Origin of the sequence: Microcystis sp. T1-4 (genome assembly GCF_000297435.1) — a bacterium.
GTDB lineage: Bacteria > Cyanobacteriota > Cyanobacteriia > Cyanobacteriales > Microcystaceae > Microcystis.
Genome location: NZ_CAIP01000021.1, coordinates 1 through 18,687, shown reverse-complemented (window position 1 = coordinate 18,687; position 18,687 = coordinate 1). Strand labels below are relative to the sequence as shown.

The 18,687-nt window shown below is 44.6% G+C and carries 17 protein-coding genes; 7 read left to right on the top strand and 10 right to left on the bottom strand.

The features are described 5' to 3' along the window. Positions 1–58 precede the first annotated feature (58 nt). From MICAI_RS01040 to MICAI_RS01025, 4 genes are all read right to left on the bottom strand, one after another. Positions 59–544 carry a crossover junction endodeoxyribonuclease RuvC gene (locus tag MICAI_RS01040; protein ID WP_008196503.1) on the bottom strand — a complete coding sequence of 162 codons (486 nt, stop codon included), beginning with the start codon at positions 542–544 and terminating at the stop codon, positions 59–61. 3 nt (positions 545–547) lie between these two features. Continuing rightward, the gene (gene wecB, locus MICAI_RS01035; protein ID WP_008196502.1) at positions 548–1,651 is read right to left on the bottom strand and encodes a non-hydrolyzing UDP-N-acetylglucosamine 2-epimerase; all 1,104 of its coding nucleotides are present in this window, start codon (positions 1,649–1,651) and stop codon (positions 548–550) included. 107 nt (positions 1,652–1,758) lie between these two features. After that, positions 1,759–3,090 carry an MlaD family protein gene (locus MICAI_RS01030; RefSeq protein ID WP_008196499.1) on the bottom strand — a complete coding sequence of 444 codons (1,332 nt, stop codon included), beginning with the start codon at positions 3,088–3,090 and terminating at the stop codon, positions 1,759–1,761. 46 nt (positions 3,091–3,136) lie between these two features. Next, a complete protein-coding gene (locus tag MICAI_RS01025; RefSeq protein WP_008196498.1) occupies positions 3,137–3,919 on the bottom strand; it encodes an ABC transporter ATP-binding protein in 783 nt (260 codons plus the stop codon). Between the two features lie 198 nt (positions 3,920–4,117). Here MICAI_RS01025 and MICAI_RS01020 point away from each other — a divergent pair, with 198 nt between their 5' ends. Further along, entirely contained in the window at positions 4,118–6,688 is a 2,571-nt protein-coding gene (locus tag MICAI_RS01020) for a TIGR03960 family B12-binding radical SAM protein (protein WP_008196496.1), read from the top strand. A 44-nt stretch (positions 6,689–6,732) separates the two neighbouring features. Here MICAI_RS01020 and MICAI_RS01015 read toward each other — a convergent pair whose 3' ends face one another. From MICAI_RS01015 to MICAI_RS01005, 3 genes are all read right to left on the bottom strand, one after another. Continuing rightward, entirely contained in the window at positions 6,733–7,947 is a 1,215-nt protein-coding gene (locus tag MICAI_RS01015) for a type II secretion system F family protein (protein WP_008196494.1), read from the bottom strand. A gap of 201 nt (positions 7,948–8,148) precedes the next feature. Further along, entirely contained in the window at positions 8,149–9,249 is a 1,101-nt protein-coding gene (locus MICAI_RS01010; RefSeq protein WP_008196492.1) for a type IV pilus twitching motility protein PilT, read from the bottom strand. 152 nt (positions 9,250–9,401) lie between these two features. After that, entirely contained in the window at positions 9,402–11,417 is a 2,016-nt protein-coding gene (locus MICAI_RS01005) for a GspE/PulE family protein (RefSeq protein ID WP_008196489.1), read from the bottom strand. 240 nt (positions 11,418–11,657) lie between these two features. Between MICAI_RS01005 and grpE the strand changes: the two genes are divergently transcribed. Next, complete coding sequence (grpE, locus tag MICAI_RS01000) at positions 11,658–12,380, top strand: nucleotide exchange factor GrpE (RefSeq protein ID WP_008196487.1); 723 nt, start codon at positions 11,658–11,660, stop codon at positions 12,378–12,380. 141 nt (positions 12,381–12,521) lie between these two features. On the opposite strand, the gene MICAI_RS00995 is transcribed toward grpE, so the two are convergent. Both MICAI_RS00995 and MICAI_RS00990 read right to left on the bottom strand, forming a co-directional pair. Further along, a complete protein-coding gene (locus MICAI_RS00995; protein ID WP_039899328.1) occupies positions 12,522–13,181 on the bottom strand; it encodes an HAD-IA family hydrolase in 660 nt (219 codons plus the stop codon). Between the two features lie 90 nt (positions 13,182–13,271). After that, positions 13,272–15,236, bottom strand: a complete 1,965-nt coding sequence (locus MICAI_RS00990; RefSeq protein ID WP_008196483.1) for an amylo-alpha-1,6-glucosidase — start codon at positions 15,234–15,236, stop codon at positions 13,272–13,274. Positions 15,237–15,326: 90 nt separating this feature from the next. On the opposite strand from MICAI_RS00990, the gene rpmH reads away from it, so the two are divergent. From rpmH to MICAI_RS00970, 5 genes are all read left to right on the top strand, one after another. Further along, on the top strand, positions 15,327–15,464 hold the full coding sequence (rpmH, locus tag MICAI_RS22795) for a 50S ribosomal protein L34 (protein WP_002739276.1): 138 nt from the start codon (positions 15,327–15,329) through the stop codon (positions 15,462–15,464). A gap of 26 nt (positions 15,465–15,490) precedes the next feature. Then, positions 15,491–15,853 (top strand): ribonuclease P protein component, encoded by a 363-nt coding sequence (rnpA, locus tag MICAI_RS00985; RefSeq protein ID WP_008196481.1) that lies wholly within the window; start codon positions 15,491–15,493, stop codon positions 15,851–15,853. Next, positions 15,843–16,238 carry a PH domain-containing protein gene (locus tag MICAI_RS00980; protein ID WP_002763099.1) on the top strand — a complete coding sequence of 132 codons (396 nt, stop codon included), beginning with the start codon at positions 15,843–15,845 and terminating at the stop codon, positions 16,236–16,238. The genes rnpA and MICAI_RS00980 overlap by 11 nt, the downstream gene beginning before the upstream one ends. A gap of 84 nt (positions 16,239–16,322) precedes the next feature. Next, positions 16,323–17,471 carry a membrane protein insertase YidC gene (gene yidC, locus MICAI_RS00975; RefSeq protein ID WP_008196477.1) on the top strand — a complete coding sequence of 383 codons (1,149 nt, stop codon included), beginning with the start codon at positions 16,323–16,325 and terminating at the stop codon, positions 17,469–17,471. Continuing rightward, positions 17,471–17,965 carry a Jag family protein gene (locus MICAI_RS00970; protein ID WP_008196475.1) on the top strand — a complete coding sequence of 165 codons (495 nt, stop codon included), beginning with the start codon at positions 17,471–17,473 and terminating at the stop codon, positions 17,963–17,965. The genes yidC and MICAI_RS00970 overlap by 1 nt, the downstream gene beginning before the upstream one ends. A gap of 106 nt (positions 17,966–18,071) precedes the next feature. On the opposite strand, the gene MICAI_RS00965 is transcribed toward MICAI_RS00970, so the two are convergent. Then, the gene (locus MICAI_RS00965) at positions 18,072–18,470 is read right to left on the bottom strand and encodes a hypothetical protein (protein WP_008196473.1); all 399 of its coding nucleotides are present in this window, start codon (positions 18,468–18,470) and stop codon (positions 18,072–18,074) included. Positions 18,471–18,687: the final 217 nt, after the last annotated feature.

The window sequence follows — 18,687 nt, the reverse complement described above, 5'->3', positions numbered from 1 at the left end:
ATCCAAAGATGGCTTTTAGTTGTCAGCTAAATTTTTTGACCAATTGGGTCAAATTGCTTCAAGAGATTTGATTGCGAACGCCACTAAAAGCGGCATAGGCGATCGCTATAGCATCTACAGCATCATTAATGGGCATTTTTGTCAATCCGAATAAATACTTAATTTGTTCGGCCACCTCCGCTTTAGTGGCCCTACCATGGCCCAGATGACATTTCCAACTAGCTTGATGGAGGAAAATCGGTTCAATTCCCCCATCGCGGCAGCTAACCAGATTGATAATTCCCAATGCTTGCAGGACTCCACCAGCTGCCTTGATTTGCCGGTTAAAAAAGGGCATTTCTACGGCAATTTCCCCCGGTTTATATTCTGCGATTAACTCCTTTAAATCCCGTTCAATTTCAATCAAACGCTGGGCAGTAGAAAGATTTTTAGAAGTTTCGATCGTGCCGTAATCGACTAAAATCGGCATTAACTCACCATTATCCCGGAGAATAGCCCAACCGACAATCGCTAATCCGGGGTCGATACCCAACCAAGTAGTCATAGATTAAGCCAAAAAATCTTGGACGATTTGGAGAATTCTTTGGGATGCTTGTCCATCTCCAAAAGGATTAATGGCATTAGCCATACGATCATAGGCGATTTTATCCCTTAATAATTCTCCCGCTGCGGCTAAAATTTGCCCTGGATTAGTCCCAATTAATTTTGCGGTTCCCGCTTGTACTGCTTCCGGTCTTTCTGTGGTTTCTCGCAATACTAAAACAGGTTTTCCTAAACTGGGGGCTTCTTCTTGAATGCCCCCAGAATCAGTTAATAATAAATAACAGCGTTGAATCGCCCCCACTAACTCGGCATAATCGAGAGGTTCGGTTAAAAATACCCTGGGATGATTGCCCAAAGCGGACTGAATTGGTTCTCGGACAGTAGGATTGCGATGCAGGGGTAATAATAGGGCTGTATCGGCATATTTTTCTAGTAACAAAGTGAATCCTTTGATAATATCCTGTAACGGTTCGCCCCAATTTTCCCGGCGGTGAACCGTGGCTAATAAAACCCGATAATCTGACCAATTCAAGCCCGCAATTTGACATTCTGGTGCGGTTTTTGCTACGGTTAATAAAGCATCAATAACTGTATTACCGGTGTGGTGAATATTGCCCGTAACCCCAGATTTTTGTAAATTTTCTACGGCTAAAGTAGTGGGAGCAAAATGTAGGGTCGTCAGTTGAGAAATTAGGCGGCGATTAGCTTCTTCGGGATAGGGATTATAGATATCATTAGTTCTTAATCCTGCTTCCACATGAGCGATAGGAATTTGTTGATAAAAAGCCGCTAAAGCAGCAGCAAAAGCAGTGGTAGTATCACCTTGCACAATAATTAAATCTGGTTTTATGCGCTCAAAAACTGTTTCTAAACCCCGTAAACTACGGCAAGTAATATCGGTTAAAGTTTGACGAGTTTGCATAATATCGAGATTTTCATCTGCTTTTAAAGCAAATAATTCCATCACCTGCGCTACCATTTCTTTATGCTGTCCCGTCAGAATTACATGGGTTTGAAACTGTTCCGATTCTTGAAAAGCACGAATAACGGGAGCTAATTTAATCGCTTCAGGACGAGTTCCAAGAGTAATACAAATTGATTTCGACATATTATTATCAGTTATCAGTTATCAGTTATCAGTTATCAGATGTGAGTTTTCAGTTCACTGATTACTGTTGAATGATCCATGAAAATCTATTGAATTGTGCTGTTTTGTCATTTTTCACCGGTGGGGGTTTGTTGAACGATAACTTGGGGATAGAGTTGCATTTGCTGAGGATTTAAAGGTCGAGAGATGGTCAAAACTTTTTGTTTAGCTAACTCTTGAGTCATGGTATCTAAAGTTTGAGCGATACGCAAATTATATTCTAATTGTTCCCCGGAAGAAAGCAGATTACTTAAGCCATCGATTAAACGTCTTAAATTCTCGCGAAATTGGGGATCACCGATTAACTCATCGATATCGGAGGTGATTTTTTGAGTATTTTCAAAAGTCACCCTAGCGGATTCAAGAGTTTTTTGCAGTACGACTATTGTAGCAGGATCGTTAATAGTTTTAGTAATTTCTCGTAAATTATTCGATGTTTCCACCGCATTATTTAAAATAGTCTCGATATTTTGCATTACTTGTTTAGTATCAATTTCATCTAAACCTGCATTCAACCTCAGGGCGGTATTATTGAGATTATTAGCGAGACTACCAATACCTAAACTAGCTTGATTAATATTACCGAGAGTATCAACAATTTGTCCGCGATTTTCGCTGAGAACAGCATTGATATTAGCGACTAATTGGGAAGATTGTTGAAAAGTTCTGCTGATTTGACTGCGGTTTTCCTGCACGGTACTATCTAAAGTATTGATAAAACGGGAGGCATTATTAGCTGTATTAGTGACCGAGCGACTGGTGGCAGCTAATTCCAAGGATAGACGAGAGAGTTCTCTTTGAGCATTACGGATAGTCTGGGAGGTATCATCGGATAAACGGGCGATTTTTTTGGCTGCTATAGCGGTATTTTTGGTGACATCATTGAGATTACCCACAAATTCAGGACTGGTAAAAGTATCCACTAAACGACCAACACTAGACATTAATTGTGTTCCTGTTGTCCCCTGTAAACGGCTATTATTGCAGAGAATTAGCTGTTGATCACAGTCGAGACCCAGAGGGTCGAGATTTTTGGCCTCAGCACTTAAAGAAACTAAGGGAGTAATATCGATGGCTGCCTCCCCAATTAATCCGGAAAGATTGGTAGTAACAGTTACCTTCCTAGGCATAACTAAGGTAGCAGAAGCGATTTCGGCAATAACTTCCACTTGATTACTCCCCGGGATAAAACTCGTAATTCTTCCCACTCTCACCCCGCGAAAACGTACCGGCGCCCCGACTTGTAACCCTTCCACGTCAGCAAACTCGAAGATTAATTGATAGGTTCTTTGACCAAATCCTCCCCCGCGAACCCAGATAGCGAGCGCCCCAAAGACCAATAATCCGCCTAGGGCAAATAAACCCAGTCTTCCTTCCCGTAAAGCTCGCGAACTCTGCATGATTTTTCTCTCATTCTCGATAGTTCTTAATTTAGCTTAATCTAGCTTAAACGATTGTCCTAATCGGGCCTTCAATGCTGGCGCTAAAAAATTGCCGGATCATGGGATGATCGGTACGATCGATATCTGCCACTAATCCCTGCCATTGCACTTTTCCCTGATAGAGAAATACTACTCGATCGGCGGTGCGTCGGATGGTACTTTGTTGGTGAGAAACCATCACATAAGTGTTCGCAGACCCCGATTTTTCATGGAGAGTCCGCACTAGATCCTCGATAATTGTGGAAGCTATCGGGTCTAATCCGGCGGTAGGTTCATCATACAGCAGTAATTCGGGATTATCGGACGGATTATCGGGATTAGTGATAATAGCGCGGGCAAAAGCCACCCGTTTACGCATTCCCCCCGATAGTTCCGAAGGATAAAGGTCACTAATTCCCTGTAAACCGACCATTTCCAGGCTTTTTTCCACTAATTCCCTAATTCTGGCTTTTTTTAACTTAGTTTGTTCATAAAGATAAAAACCGACATTTTCCCCGACGGTGAGAGAATCAAACAGGGCCGTTTGTTGAAAAACTAAGGAAGTTCGCATCGCTTCTCGACCATCTTCTAGCAATCCCTGACGCAATTGACCTTTAATACGAATTTCTCCGCCATTTATCCCCGTTAATCCCGCAATTAACCGTAAAACCGTCGATTTTCCCGTTCCCGACGGCCCGATAATTACCAGGGCCTCCCCTCGATAAATGGTTAAATCTAAACCATCGAGAATAACATTATCCCCGAATCTTTTCGATACTCCTCTCAATTCAATTAACGGTTCTTTCATCGTCGCTTAATTATCTTATAACCTCTGGAATTTTAGGGAGATGGGGAAGTGGGAAGTATTTTCAGTGAACAGTAAACAGTAATCAGTGAACTGAACTCTGATAACTGATAACTGATAACTGATAACTGATAACTGACTCGATTCTGGCTGCTATAGTAGAAAAGCACCCATTGCTGACGATATCTGAGGTAGATTGCCGTGACTATTGCTTTAGACCAACTGCTTACCCCCGACATTTTTCGACCGGCGCGTTATTTGGGCAACGAGTTAGGTGCTAAACATAAAGAATGGGCAAGTGCTGTGGTTCGTTGGGTGTTAACCTATCCGGAAGTGTACGAAGTGGGGGCATCTAACCTCGGCCATATTATCCTCTACAATATCCTCAATGCTCAACCCCGCCAACTTTGCGATCGCACTTATCTACCCGCACCGGATTTAGCCCAAAAACTCAAACAGACAAAAACCCCCCTATTTGCCCTAGAATCCCGTCGTTGCCTCACCGATTTTGATATTCTGGGTTTTAGTCTCAGTTACGAGCTAGGAGCCACCAATATTTTAGAAATGCTCGACCTAGCGGCAATTCCCTTGACTTGGAGAGCAAGAGACTCGGGTAACTATCCGCTAATTTTTGCTGGGGGACAAACTGCCACCTCTAACCCCGAACCCTACGCCGACTTTTTTGATTTTATCGCCCTCGGTGATGGCGAAGAATTATTGCCAGAAATCGGTTTAATTTTAGAAGAAGGTAAACTAGCTAATCTAAGCAAAGAAGAACTATTACTAGATTTAGCCCAAATTCCGGGGGTATATGTCCCCCGTTTCTACGATGTCACCCCAATCGGTGCAGTTATCCCCAATCGTGACGATGTACCGCAAAGAATTTTACGCCGGGTAGCCACTCCTATCCCAGCCTATTCTATCGGTTTAGTTCCCTTCGTGGAAACGGTTCACGATCGCCTGGTGGTGGAAATTCGTCGCGGTTGCACTCGGGGATGTCGTTTTTGTCAACCGGGGATGTTAACCCGTCCCGCGCGGGATGTGCAACCGGAAGCAGTCATCGAATCGATTGAAAAAGGAATGCGAGCGACAGGATATAACGAATTTTCCTTATTATCTCTCAGTTGCTCCGATTATCTAGCTTTACCTGCCGTGGGTATGGAGATTAAAAACCGTCTCCAGAATGAGAATATATCTCTATCCTTACCCAGTCAAAGAGTCGATCGCTTTGACGAAAATATTGCTAACATAATTGGGGGCAATCGTCAATCGGGTTTAACCTTTGCACCGGAAGCGGGAACCCAACGAATGCGCGATGTAATTAACAAAGGGTTAACCAACGAAGAATTACTCAGAGGGATAAAAACTGCCGTCGAACAGGGTTGGGATAAGGTCAAACTCTATTTTATGATCGGTTTGCCGGGGGAAACCGATGTGGATGTCATCGGTATCGTGGAAACGGTGCGCTGGTTGCGTCGGGAATGTCGTTTACCGAAGCGGAAACCCCTCGATTTTACCCTAACTATCTCGAATTTTACGCCTAAACCCCATACCCCCTTCCAGTGGCATTCCGTCTCCACGGCCGAATTTATCCGCAAACAGGAGTTATTAAAACAGGAATTCCAGGGTATGAGAGGGGTAAAAGTCAATTATACCGATGTCCGCATCTCGGCCATGGAAGATTTTATCGGTCGCGGTGACAGAAGTTTAGGGAAAGTGGTGCTGCGTGCTTGGCAATTGGGAGCGGGGATGGATGCTTGGTGGGATAATACAGAAAAAGCCTATCAAGCATGGTCACAGGCGATCGAAGAATCCGGTTTAACTTGGAAATATCGTCAGGTAGAACAGGGAGAATGGAATATTTTTGCCGATACAGACAAAGATATTTTAGAGCGTCCTTTGCCCTGGGATCATCTGGATACCGGTATCGATAAAAAATGGCTAGAGGAGGACTTAAAACGCGCCCTAGACGCGGCAACGGTTCCCGATTGTTCTTTTGAGGGTTGTTCCCATTGTGGCGTTTGTAGCGTCGATTTTGGCCATAATATCGTCATTGAAGCGCCTGCGATTCCCGCTTTTGCCGGACATTTTCAACCCAATCAAGAACGCGCCCAAAGAATTCGGGTTTGGTTTGGCAAAATTGGCGAAATGGCCCTAGTTAGCCACTTGGATCTGGTGCGTTTATTTGATCGCGTCGTCCGTCGGGCTGCTATTCCTATTTCCTTTACTGGTGGATTTCACCCCGGTCCGCGCATTTCGATCGCTAATGCTTTATCCTTGGGAGCAACCAGTAGCGGTGAGATTGTCGATTTTGAATTGACAAAAGTAATCGATTTAGAGACTTTTAAACAACAGTTAAGCGCGCAATTACCCGCAGATTTGCCGGTTTATCAGGTGGAAGAAATTCCCTTAAATGCTCCTGCTGCCACCCGTTTGTTAGAAAAAGCCGAGTATTTGCTCACTTTTAATAGCGAGGGAATTGACTGCCAACAGTGGCAAAATTGGCTCGAGGCAATTAAGCAAGCAACGGTGATGGAACGGGAAAAAACCACCAAATCCGGCAAAAAAGTCACGATTAATCTGCGAGAACAATTATATGAATTAGAGTTAAAAACTGTTGACAAAGAAGCCGTTTTGTGCTATGTGGGCAGTTGTCGCAATGATGGCACTTTACTGCAGCCCGATCATATCGTCGAGATGTTAGAACGGGTTTCTGGCCAAGAAATTTCGCTGCTTAATTTTCACCGTCAGCGCTTGATTTTAGGGACTTAACTAGGGTTTGCGGCAAAAAGTTGCCTGTCCTCATTCCTCTAAACTTATCCCAAGGCATCGAAGATTTTAAACATGGGCAAGTACATAGACAAAAGAATAGTTCCCACCATCCCGGCAATACCGACCATCATCAAGGGTTCAATGATACTGGTTAAAGCTTTAACGGCCTGTTCCACCTCATCTTCGTAGAAATCCGCCACTTTCATCATCATGGCATCTAATTCTCCCGTTTCCTCCCCAATACTAATCATTTGAATTGCCAAAGCTGGGAAAACATTGGCTTTTTGTAGAGCCAAACTCATCATTCCCCCCTGCTGAATTTCCGCCTTGGCACCAGAGATCGCATTGGCAATTACCTGATTCCCCACCGTATTACAAACGATATCAAGGGAACTCAAAATCGGGACACCAGAACGGGTCAGAGTCCCAAAAACCCGGCAAAATCTAGCCACAGCTGATTTTTCATTCAAATCACCAAAAAGAGGCATTTTAAGGAAAAACCGGTCAATTTGCAGACGACCCATCGGGGTTTTGTAATAGCGACGCAGTAAAAAAACCGTGGCAGTAATGGTGACAATCGGAATTAAAATCAACCAACTACGCATCACACCACTTAAAAAGAGCATAAATTGCGTTAAAGCTGGTAGTGGCACGTTTAAATCGGTGAAAATTTTGGCAAACACGGGAATTAAAAAGATGGTCATCCCGAAAAACACAATTATCGCCAAAATTCCCACCGCTACCGGATAGGTCATCGCTGATTTAATCTGGTTTTTCAAGCGGGCCATATCTTCCAAAAGTTTCGAGAGACGGTTCAGCACTTCATCAAGTACCCCCCCCGTCTCTCCAGCTTCGATCATACTGATATAAAGTTCATCAAAACATTCGGGATGTTTGGCCATCGCTTCCGATAACGGACTGCCTTGCTGTACCTCAGCACTAATCGCTTGTAGGGCTTTTTTCATCTTGGGATTACCGCATTGATCCCCCAAAACTCCCAAACATCTCACAATCGCCACACCAGCATTAATCATCACCGAAAATTGACGGGAAAAAACCGCTTTATCTTTGATGGAAATGCTGGAGAACATCAACTCTAAACTGGAAAGATCGATCTCTCCCCCCAGTTTTTTGATTTTACCGACGGCAGCATATTTTGTCTTCAGTATCCTCCGGGCCTGCTCGGGAGACATGGCCTCAATTTTCTCTTGGAAAACTTTTCCATATCTGTTTTTAACTTGTGCGACAAAAGTAGGCATAGGACAAATCAGTTATCAGTTATCAGTTATCAGTTATCAGTTATCAGTTATCAGTTATCAGTTATCAGTTATCAGTTATCAGATTGGAGTTTTAAGTGGGTAGATAGTGTTAAGTGAAAACTTCGGTACTTTCTTTTCACTGATTACTGTTCACTGATAACTGATAGGGGCTGACGAACGCTTAAAGGTTACTATTTGTTATTAAATCCGGGCTTTAGCGTTAACGCTGGCCCCAGCGACCAGACGTTGTAATTCATCGGGTTTACCACTTTTAGAAATTGCCTCTTCCAAAGAGACAACACCCCTAACAACTAAATTAGCTAATCCCTGTTCCATGGTTTGCATTCCTAACTTCATTCCCGTTTGAATGGCTGAGTAGATTTGGGGGGCTTTTCCTTCGCGAATTAGGTTGGCAATCGCTGGAGTTACCACCATGATTTCCTGTACCATTGCCCGGCCAAATTCCCCCGGTTTAGGATTTTTTTTCTTGACTAGGTTTTGACTAAAAACTGCTAGTAAAGAGTTGGATAACATGGCGCGAATTTGTGCCTGTTGGTTAGCGGGGAAAACGTCAATAATCCGATCCACTGTTCCCGCTGCCGAGCTAGTGTGTAGGGTTCCCAAGACTAAGTGACCGGTTTCTGCCGCCGTGATCGCCAAACTAATTGTTTCTAAATCCCGCATTTCTCCCACAAGGATAATATCAGGATCTTCCCGCAAAGCTGCCCTTAAAGCGTTAGCAAAACTCTTGGTATCTTCTCCTTTTTGTCGTTGGTGAAACAGGCTTTTTATATTAGGAAAAACGTATTCAATTGGGTCTTCTACAGTTAAAATATGTTCAGATCTGGTTCTATTAATTAAGTCTAAAATTGCCGCTAAAGTGGTAGTTTTACCTGAACCTGTTTGCCCAGTTACGAGAATTAATCCCCTCGGTCTTTCCGATAATTCTCGGACTATTGCTGGTAAATTTAATTGTTCAAAGTTAGGAATTTTAGAGGACAAAGCCCTTAAACAAGCGGCATAAGCCCCCCTTTCTTTATAAACATTGACCCTAAATCTTGCCAATCCCTTCACCCCGTAGGAACAGTCTAATTCCCAATTCTGCTCTAACTCTTTTCTTTGGGTATTATTGAGCATACTAAAAATCAATTTCTGACAATCTTGCGGGGTTAAAGATTCTTCATTAATCGGGGACAGTTTGCCACTAATACGAAAATAGACCGGCGCCCCGGACTGAATGTGCATATCGGAACCGCCCATCTCGACCAATTGTTCCATTAAATCTTCGATCATTAATTCCATAGGTTAAACCCCATCTATAAGGTAAAATCAGTGAACAGTAACCAGTGAACAGACATTAGGAAAGTGCTATTTAAGACTACTCACTTAATACTCCTTAGTTAAAACTCAAATCTGATCACTGATAACCGATAACCGATAACTGAAAAACTGTCTTAATCACTAAATCGCGGTGTCATACAATAGGGACAATCGAGCCATTCTGGTTGTAGTTCGGCGCGACAACCACGACAGATTAAACCGCTTTTACGTTTGGCTTTTAGTTCCGATTCCAGACCAGAATCGGTAAATGTCACCCGTTCCACCTCTTCGAGGGTGGTGTAACCCTCGCGCACCAGATTTAAACTATAGGCGAGGAGTGTCACCATGCCCTCGTCGACGGCCGCCTCCTTAATGCGATCGGTGGTTGCCCCTTGGTTAATTAACTGCTGCAGTCGTTCACTATTCTGCATTACCTCATAGACCCCGACGCGACCTTTATAACCGCTGCCGCTACATTTGGGACAAAGATTACCCTGTTTTCGCGCCTGTTGAATTTCCTCTAGGGTCAGGGTATTAGCCTTATAAAAGGTCACTTCCCGTTCATTGGCCGCGGCAAGACCGAAACGGGCCAATTCCCCTTGACCGGGGTGATAGGCGACTCGGCACTCAGTACAGACGCGGCGCACGAGACGCTGGGCCAAGACTCCCAAGAGGGAACCAGAAATCATAAACGGTTCAACCCCCATCTCGTCGAGACGAGCGATCGCACCTGCGGCATCGTTGGTGTGTAGGGTAGTTAGGACCAAGTGACCGGTTAGGGCGGCCTCGATCGCTGTTTTAGCCGTTTCCTTATCCCTAGTTTCTCCCACCAGAATCACATCCGGATCTTGTCGCAGGAAGGCCCGGAGAATCGAGGCGAAATCCATGCCCTTTTCCCGAATTACCTGCACCTGGGTGATACCCGGTAGAGAATATTCGATCGGGTCCTCGGCGGTATTAATATTAACTCCGGGGTAATTTCTTTCCGCTAAGACCGAGTATAAAGTGGTGGATTTCCCCGAACCGGTCGGGCCTGTCACCAGCAACAGACCAAAGGGACGACTAGCCATATCTCGGACGATTTGCAGGGTTTTTTGATCGGTGATTAGTTTATCTAAACCCAACTGGGTGGCCGAGTTGTCGAGAATCCGTAAACAGACTTTTTCCCCGTAGCGACTGGGCAGGGTATTAACCCGAAAATCCACTTTCCGCCCTTGATAGATCCGCCGAATTTTACCATCTTGGGGAAGACGACGTTCGGCGATATCGAGATCGGCCATGATTTTAAAACGGGCAGTGACCGCCGGGGTAATTTTTTTCGGCAGTGGATCAAAAGCTTGATGAAGAACTCCATCTTTGCGAAAGCGAATTTTCAGGAATTCTTCTTGGGGTTCGATGTGAATATCCGAGGATCCTTCCTGTAGGGCCTTAGCTAGAATTTTATTGACCAGGTTGATGACGGGGGCCTGATTAGCCTCCCCTTCCCCGAGATCATCGGCCGCTTCATCGTTAGCCGCACTGGAGGCCACCTCAATATTGCCGACAATATCGGTCAGATCCGAGAGTTTTTCCAGTTCTTTTTCTTTTTGCAGTCGGGCTTTTTCCTGGTCTAGTTCCGATTGGGCCCGATGGAATTTTTCCAGTAATCTTTCATAGTCCTCGCCGGTAATCACCAAACGCTGTAAACCTAAATCCCTGGGGCGGAGAATGCGGTTAATATCGTCGGAAGCCTCGAGGTTGTCGGGATCGACCATGGCTATCAAAATCGCAGCCGGCTCCCCTTCGATCTTTCGCAGGGGGATGAGACGATAGCGACGACAAAGATCGATCGGAATCAAAGAGTCGATCAATCGCGCTATTTCCATTTCATCCACATCGGTTAATTCGGGGTCGATCGATTCGACTCCGTAGAGAATTTTTAATTCAAATAACTGATTTTTCTTATACTGTCGCTGCAAATCTGGGGGCAAAGGGCGCCCGGTTAGTTGTTGTAATATTTCTACTAGCGATCGTCCCGATTTCCGTGTTTCCACTAGGGCCTGTTGCATTTGGTCGGCACCGATATAGCCCGACTGCACCAACTTGTTGCCAAAGGGGGAAAAGTAATTGCGTAGGGCAACGGCACGGGTTTTCTTGGCAGAAAATGTCATAGACGATTCTTAACCTCTCCACTACCCTTAAATGTTCCCAATCTTACTGATAAAATTTTATTCTAGCAAAAATTTTTCTAGATCACTGATTATCTATCGGGGTCGCTTATATCCAGTTACCCATCTTGTCCACAAAATGTTACATTAAAGCTTGAACCTTGATTATTAACTGGTACTTAAAGACCAAAATTAGCAGTAAATGGTCATATATCGCCAAATTACCAACTATAATTGTATACCATGAGTGCAGAACCGAATAACTCAACAATTTTCGACGAAAACCAAGAATCCTTTCCTAATTCCCCCGAATCCCTTAGCACCGAATCAGAAGCCAGTGTCACCGATGAAGCCAAAACGGTAACGGACAAGTCCGCCTCTAGCGAGGAATTTTCCCTCCTAGGCGGAATGACTATCGATGCTCTAGAAGAGGAAATCGACACTCTCAAACAGCAGTTAGAGGAGCAAACCCAACAGGTTGATGCCTACAAGAAACGCTATATCACTCTAGCGGCCGAGTTCGACAATTTTCGCAAGCGCACAGCCAAGGAAAAAGAGGAACTGGAAACAAAAATCAAGGGCAAAACCCTGATGGAAATTCTTGGCGTGGTGGATAATTTTGAGCGCGCCCGTACTCACATTAAACCGGCTAATGATGGCGAAACGGCTATTCACAGGAGTTACCAAGGGGTCTGTAAAACCTTAGTAGAGAGTCTCAAGCGTTTAGGCGTTTCCCCCATGCGTCCGGAAGGTCAACCCTTTGATCCCACCCACCACGAAGCGATGATGCGGGAGTACACCGATGAATATCCGGAAGGCACGGTGATCGAGCAGTTAGTGCGAGGATACACTCTCGGAGAACAGGTCCTGCGTCATGCTTTGGTAAAAGTGGCCGCCCCCAAAGAGACAGATCCTAACGCTGATCAGTCAGAATCTACTTCCATTCCATCCCAGGAATCGGTCTAAAATCTCCATGGGGATTAAACCAGTTCGAGGTTTAGGTATTAGCTGGTAGGGTCTGTATTCCCTCCCTGTCCCCTATCCCCACTGACTTGAAAGTGGGAAGTGGGAAGTGGGAAGTGGGAAGTGGGGAGAAGGTTTTTAGATTTATTCAGCAAACCCTCTGGATCTTTTAATTAAAAACGCTTCTATACCCAAGGCTTTTGCCCCTTGGTAGTCCTCTTTTTTACTATCGCCAATATGCCAAGCTTGTGCGGGAGGACAATCATGTTTTTGCAGGGCGATTTGAAAAATTTCAGGAGCGGGTTTAGCTGCTCCTACCTGAGAAGAAATCGTGATCGATCGAAAAAAATATTCTAAGCCTAATTCGGCCAAAACTTGGTAGATACGACTATCAAAATTAGAAATAATGCCCAACTCGATCCCCTGAATCTGCCAGAGTCTTAAAGCGGGAATGACATCCTCGTACAGGACCCAAGGCTCGGCCGTGGCAAAATGATGATAAAGTTCGCCAAAAAAAGCCTCAAAATCGGGAAATCTTTCCAGATAACCTAAATTATTAAAAACTGCCCCCGTCAGCGATCGCCACCAGCGATACTCTAACTCGGGAATTTGTGCCGGTTCAACCTTAGGAAAAGCCAGGGGGGGAGAAGTGGGGAAAATAGCGGAGAAAGATTGTTCTAGTCTCTCGGCCGCCACTTCTACCCCAAAATCCGCCGCTATTTGACTATAAATTGCTCCGACACTGCCTTTTACTCCAAAAATGGTCCCCACAGCATCGAGAAAAATAACTTGCGGTTTCTGCATGAGAGTTTTGTCTATAACCATCGAACTGAGGTTTTTAGGGTCGGCCTTTTAGCTGGCCTAACACACCTAACAATTGCTCATTTTAAAGGATTATGGCCGAAATTCTCGGATCGCTTCCCAAACCCTTAATGCCTCTGCCACCGTCCATGCTTGGGCAAAAGCTCCCCTAGGGGTAAAAGGGGCATTACCATCGAAAATTTCACTTAAATTACCGATACAGCTATCCCGAAGATGGTCGATCATCGGTGTTAAAAAACTCTCAGCTAGGATAGGATCGCGATAGACTTTCAGATGGGCTTCGATAAATGCCCCTAATAACCATCCCCAGACTGTCCCCTGATGGTAAGCACTATCTCTTTTTAGGCGATCGCCACTGTAAACGCCACGGTAATCGGGATGATCGGTAGTTAGCGATCGCAAACCGCGAGAAGTCAACAGTTTGACAGTACAAATATCGACAATGGCCTTTTTCTGTGGGAAATTTAATAACTCCTCCACCGACAAGGACACGGCAAAAAGTTGATTCGGTCGTAAACTGGCATCATTGCCCTTGTCCGTATCTAAAACATCGTAACAATACCCCAGAGAATCATCCCAGAAGCGAGAAAACCCTTTTAAGGTCATTTTTCTCATTTTTTCGTAATCAGTGGCATCCATGCCCAAATAATGGGCAAATTGAACCATAATTTTTAGGGCATTGAACCAAAGGGCATTAATTTCTACGGGTTTGCCGATGCGGGGAGTAATCACCAGATCATCAACTTTGGCATCCATCCAAGTTAACTGTACTCCCGTTTCGCCGGCATAGATCAAACCATCGTCATCTAGGTGAATATTGTAGCGAGTACCGCGACGAAACCAAGCGATCACTTCCTTTAAAGCGGGATAAATAGTTTTCAGAAACTCAAAATCTTGGCTTTGGTTAAAATAGGAACGAATGGCTTCAAAATACCAAAGAATAGCATCGACAGCGTTATATTCGGGCATTTCTCCCCCATCGGGCAGTAAATTGGGCAATAAACCCCGGTCTAGATAACGGGAAAAAGTTAGTAAAATCTGACGCGCGATCGCAGGTCTGCCTGTAGTCAAAGTTAATCCTCTTAGGGAGATCATCGTATCGCGACCCCAATCACCAAACCAAGGATAACCCGCGATTATCGTTTTGCCCTCCGGTTGATCCCGGAGAGGACGACTAACGATAAACTGGTCGGCAGCGAGGGTAAGTTGTTGAATCCATGGTGGCTGCTGGGGATTAATCAGACTATTCTCGTAGCGATAGCGAGACTCTAGAGAAGATTGACCGTCTAAATTCGGATCGGGACGGGTACTAGCGGCAATTGTCACCGATTCTCCCACTTTAAGAGTAGCCGAAAAACTAGCACCATGGAGATGATTTTCCCGATCGATTAAACCACGATAACGTTCCACGGCCAAATCAAAGCGATAATACCAGATATGAGCAGGAAAAACCTGTCCCTGACTGATTAATAGATAAAAAGGTACAGCATGGTCATAGGCAATCACTCTGACTCCTTTTTCCAGAGGACTAATATCCATTTGCCAGTTAAAACTCTGGGTATTGCCGTGAAAATCACGATAATTGACAAAAGCAGTCAGATTGAGAGTTAGGGGAGAATTGCCACGAAGGTAGGTGTAGCGAGCATAGGTGGTATTTTCTCCCTGTTCCATCCAGATACGCTTTTCTAGCAAGGCATCCCCGCAGGTAAAAGTCCAGACGGGAATTGTGCCTTCCAGATGAAAACTTTCGATATTAATATAGCCTTGCGGTTCGATCGTAGCACCTAACCAGCGATTGCTGGCCAGATGATAAAGTTTCTGGTTATATTGTACCGATTCATCGATTTTAGTCACTAGCAGCGTTCTTTTCGTCGGTGGAGCCAAAGCAGCGATCAACAGGCCATGATAACAGCGAGTTAGCAATCCGGCCACAGTTCCCGCAGCAAAACCCCCAATACCATTAGTGACCAACCATTCGCGCTTTTCAGCCACCGGGAGATAATTGCAGATATCTCGACCAAAACGGAGCTTGACCATGGGCTTCCAAATTCCTGGTAATTTTGTTATAATAGAAAATTGTGTCTTTATATCTATAGACTAACTCTATCTTAAGGAGAAAAATCAGCAGTGAGTAAACGTACTTTAGAAGGAACCACGCGCAAACAGAAGCGCACTTCTGGATTTAGAGCGAGAATGCGTAGCGTCAACGGACGTAAAGTCATTAAAGCTCGTCGGAAAAGAGGGCGCTATCGTTTAAGTGTTTAGGTTATTCTGGGAACCGACTAATTTTCGTGGGACTACCCCAAATTCATCGCTTAAAACATCGACAGGATTTTCAAGCTGTCTATGGAAAAGGGAGGCGTTATCACGGTTCCCACTTAACCTTAATTAGTTTAGAGGATTCTTGCCCAGATGCCCCCGGCCCCAGTCGTTTTGGTATCTCGATTAGCAAGAAAGTTAGTAAAAAAGCGGTGGTTCGTAATCGACTAAAAAGACAAATACGAGCGGTAATTCGGCAGTTATTGCCAGAAATAGCAGCAGGATGGCGAGGGATAATCATTATCCGTCTAGGGGCGATCGAGTGCAATTATGAACATTTTTTGCGAGAATTAAAGCAGTTGTTAGTGAAGGCGAATATAATTCATGGGCATTAAAGAAGAAACTTTTTATGAAGGCGGTCCGCACATCGGCGACCTAATCATCAATATACTGCTAGGATTTACGGTGATTTGTTTACCTTTGACCGTTGGGGCAGTGGTACGGGCAATCTGGTTAAGATATAAGATAACCGATCGGCGGATTTCGATCACCGGGGGTTGGATGGGACGCGATCGCACGGATATTATCTATTCAGAAGTGGCAAAAGTGGCAAAAATGCCGAGAGGAATTGGTATTTGGGGGGATATTGTCGTAACTCTCAAGGATAGAAGTCGTTTAGAAATGCGCGCGATGCCGAAATTTCGGGAAATTCATGACTATATTGCCGAAAGAGTCGCCGATAAAACCGGTCGTCCCCTAGAATCGATCATCAGTCAATAAAACAAAATAATCGATCGCCTCGATTCGATAAATTAGATTTGTTACAGTGCCACCCCATTAAACGAGAAGACATAGATTAAACCCATGGATTTTGGAGTCGGATTTATTTCCACAAATATCATGTTGCCAATCCTAGATTTTTTCTTTCGGATTGTGCATAGTTACGGTTTCGCCATCATTGCTTTAACGCTGGTGGTGAGATTTGCCGTCTTTCCCCTCAGTGCCGGCCAGATTCGCAATATGAGAAAAATGCGAATCACTCAACCCTTGATGAAGGAAAGACAGGCAGAAATTCAACAACGCTACAAAAATGACCCGCAAAAACAACAGGAGGAAATGGGCAAATTAATGCAGGAGTTGGGCAATCCCCTGGCCGGTTGTTTACCCCTGCTATTACAAATGCCGATTCTTTTGGCTTTATTTGCGACGCTGCGGGGTTCCCCCTTCTCGGATATTAACTATACCGTCGATTTACAGGTGCTGCCGGCTGAACAAATCGCCCTCGTGCAGCGCCAACCCTATGCCACCAAACCCCAAAACGTCTATATTGACGAGTCTCTCCACTATCCCATTACCGCCTTTTTACCCCAAGGCAATAAAATCGCCCCGGGAGAACAGGTAAAAATCGACTTGCAAAACGACCAGGGCAAGTCTTTAAGCCAATTAGCCACGGAAGTACCCGAAAATAACCTAAAACCCACCTACGAGGTGCTTAAAGGGCAAGAACTGGTGCAGGTTAATGAAGACGGTTCCATCGTCGCTTTAGCCCCCGGAGATGCCAGTATTAAAGTTATCGTGCCGGGGATTGCCGCTAATACGGGTTTTCTCTTTATTGAGGCCCTGGGAAGAATTGGGGCAACCGGTGCCAATGGTGAAATTCACTGGGATATCTTGGCGATGGTGATCGCTTTCGGTATTAGTATCTATGTTAACCAAGAGTTATCCGGTGCCGGCGCACCTTCGGGGGGAGCAGCCCAACAACAGCAAACGGTGAATAAAATCACCCCGATAATTTTTAGTATGATGTTCCTGTTTTTCCCCTTACCGGCGGGGGTATTGATGTATATCCTAACTGCGAACATCTTCCAAACTATTCAAACGGTGATTTTGATGCGGGAACCGTTACCAGAAAACCTGCAAAAATTGGTAGCGGAACAGGAAAAAACGGAAAAATCCCGCGATGCTCTCCCCTTTGAAAAACGTTCTAGCAAGAAAAAGGAAAAAACATCGTAATGAGTATATGGGAGCAAAATAGCGAGAAAGCTAAACAATGGCTGGAAAAACTGCTAAAGTTGATGGCCATGCCCGCAGATGTCCAGATTGGAGTGCAGGAATTGGGAACTGGACCTTCCTCCTGTTGGTTAATTATTGATAGTAGTCAATTGAGTCCCCAACAAGTGGAACTCCTCCTCGCTAATAAGGGTGAGGGACTGGATGCGATTCAATCCCTAGCTAATACGATTCTGAATATTGGTGTCGAGTTGGCAGAACATCAGTTCTATATTGTCGAAATCAATGGCTATCGTCAACAAAGACAGTCAGAACTTTTCGACTGGGTGAATCAAGCGGCGACGCAAGTGCGGCAAACAGGACAGGAAATAGAATTAAAAGCCCTATCTTCGGCGGAACGTCGCCAAATCCATGCCTTTTTTCAGGAAGAAAACGATTTAACCACGGAAAGTCGCGGCGTGGAACCCGATCGCCGGTTAGTAATTCGTTTAAAGTAGGATCAAAGGGTGGGGTAAAACCTGCCCTCTTTTTTATTTTAGGCTTTAGCCTTCTTGCTCACTCTAAAATTGAGTTGAGAATTACCACAGCCAGGGAGATATAAAATTAGAAAATCCGACCACCTCGACGGTTGGGGGCTAAACCACGATTACTGGGTGTAAAGCAGTAGGCATCGCGATTGATTCGTCGAATATTCTCTTGTAAAAATCGATCACAATTGCCCTCTGGAACGATAATTGTTTGATAGAGCGATTTTCCCGATAGATTACTATAGTAAGGAATCCAAAGAATACCCAGATTTTGAAATTCATATTTGAAGTGTAGTTCTTCCCCGCGTTTCTTTGCTTCGTATTCGGTCTTCCAAGCTGACTCGGCAATTACTCGCAGACCTTCAAAATCGGCACTGTGCCAGTCAAGACGTGGAGCAGCGAAAACCTCACCGAAAAATGTACTCGAAAATGCCATGCACATCATCAATAAAGTGATTTCTTGTCTGATATTCATGAAAAATTGATAACTGAAATATTTTTTATTTTAACCTCAGTTCAAGATAAGCCGAAACCCTAATTTTACCTTAGCCAGTCAGTCCTATTCTTTCCTGAAAGTCATGGCAAAATCTGCTGGGTGCATCTCATGTTTGTAAATCTACCAAGTTGGGATTTTTACGGGGAAACTCCTCGATAAAATTGGGCGTTACTTGCGATTTTATCACTCAATCCCA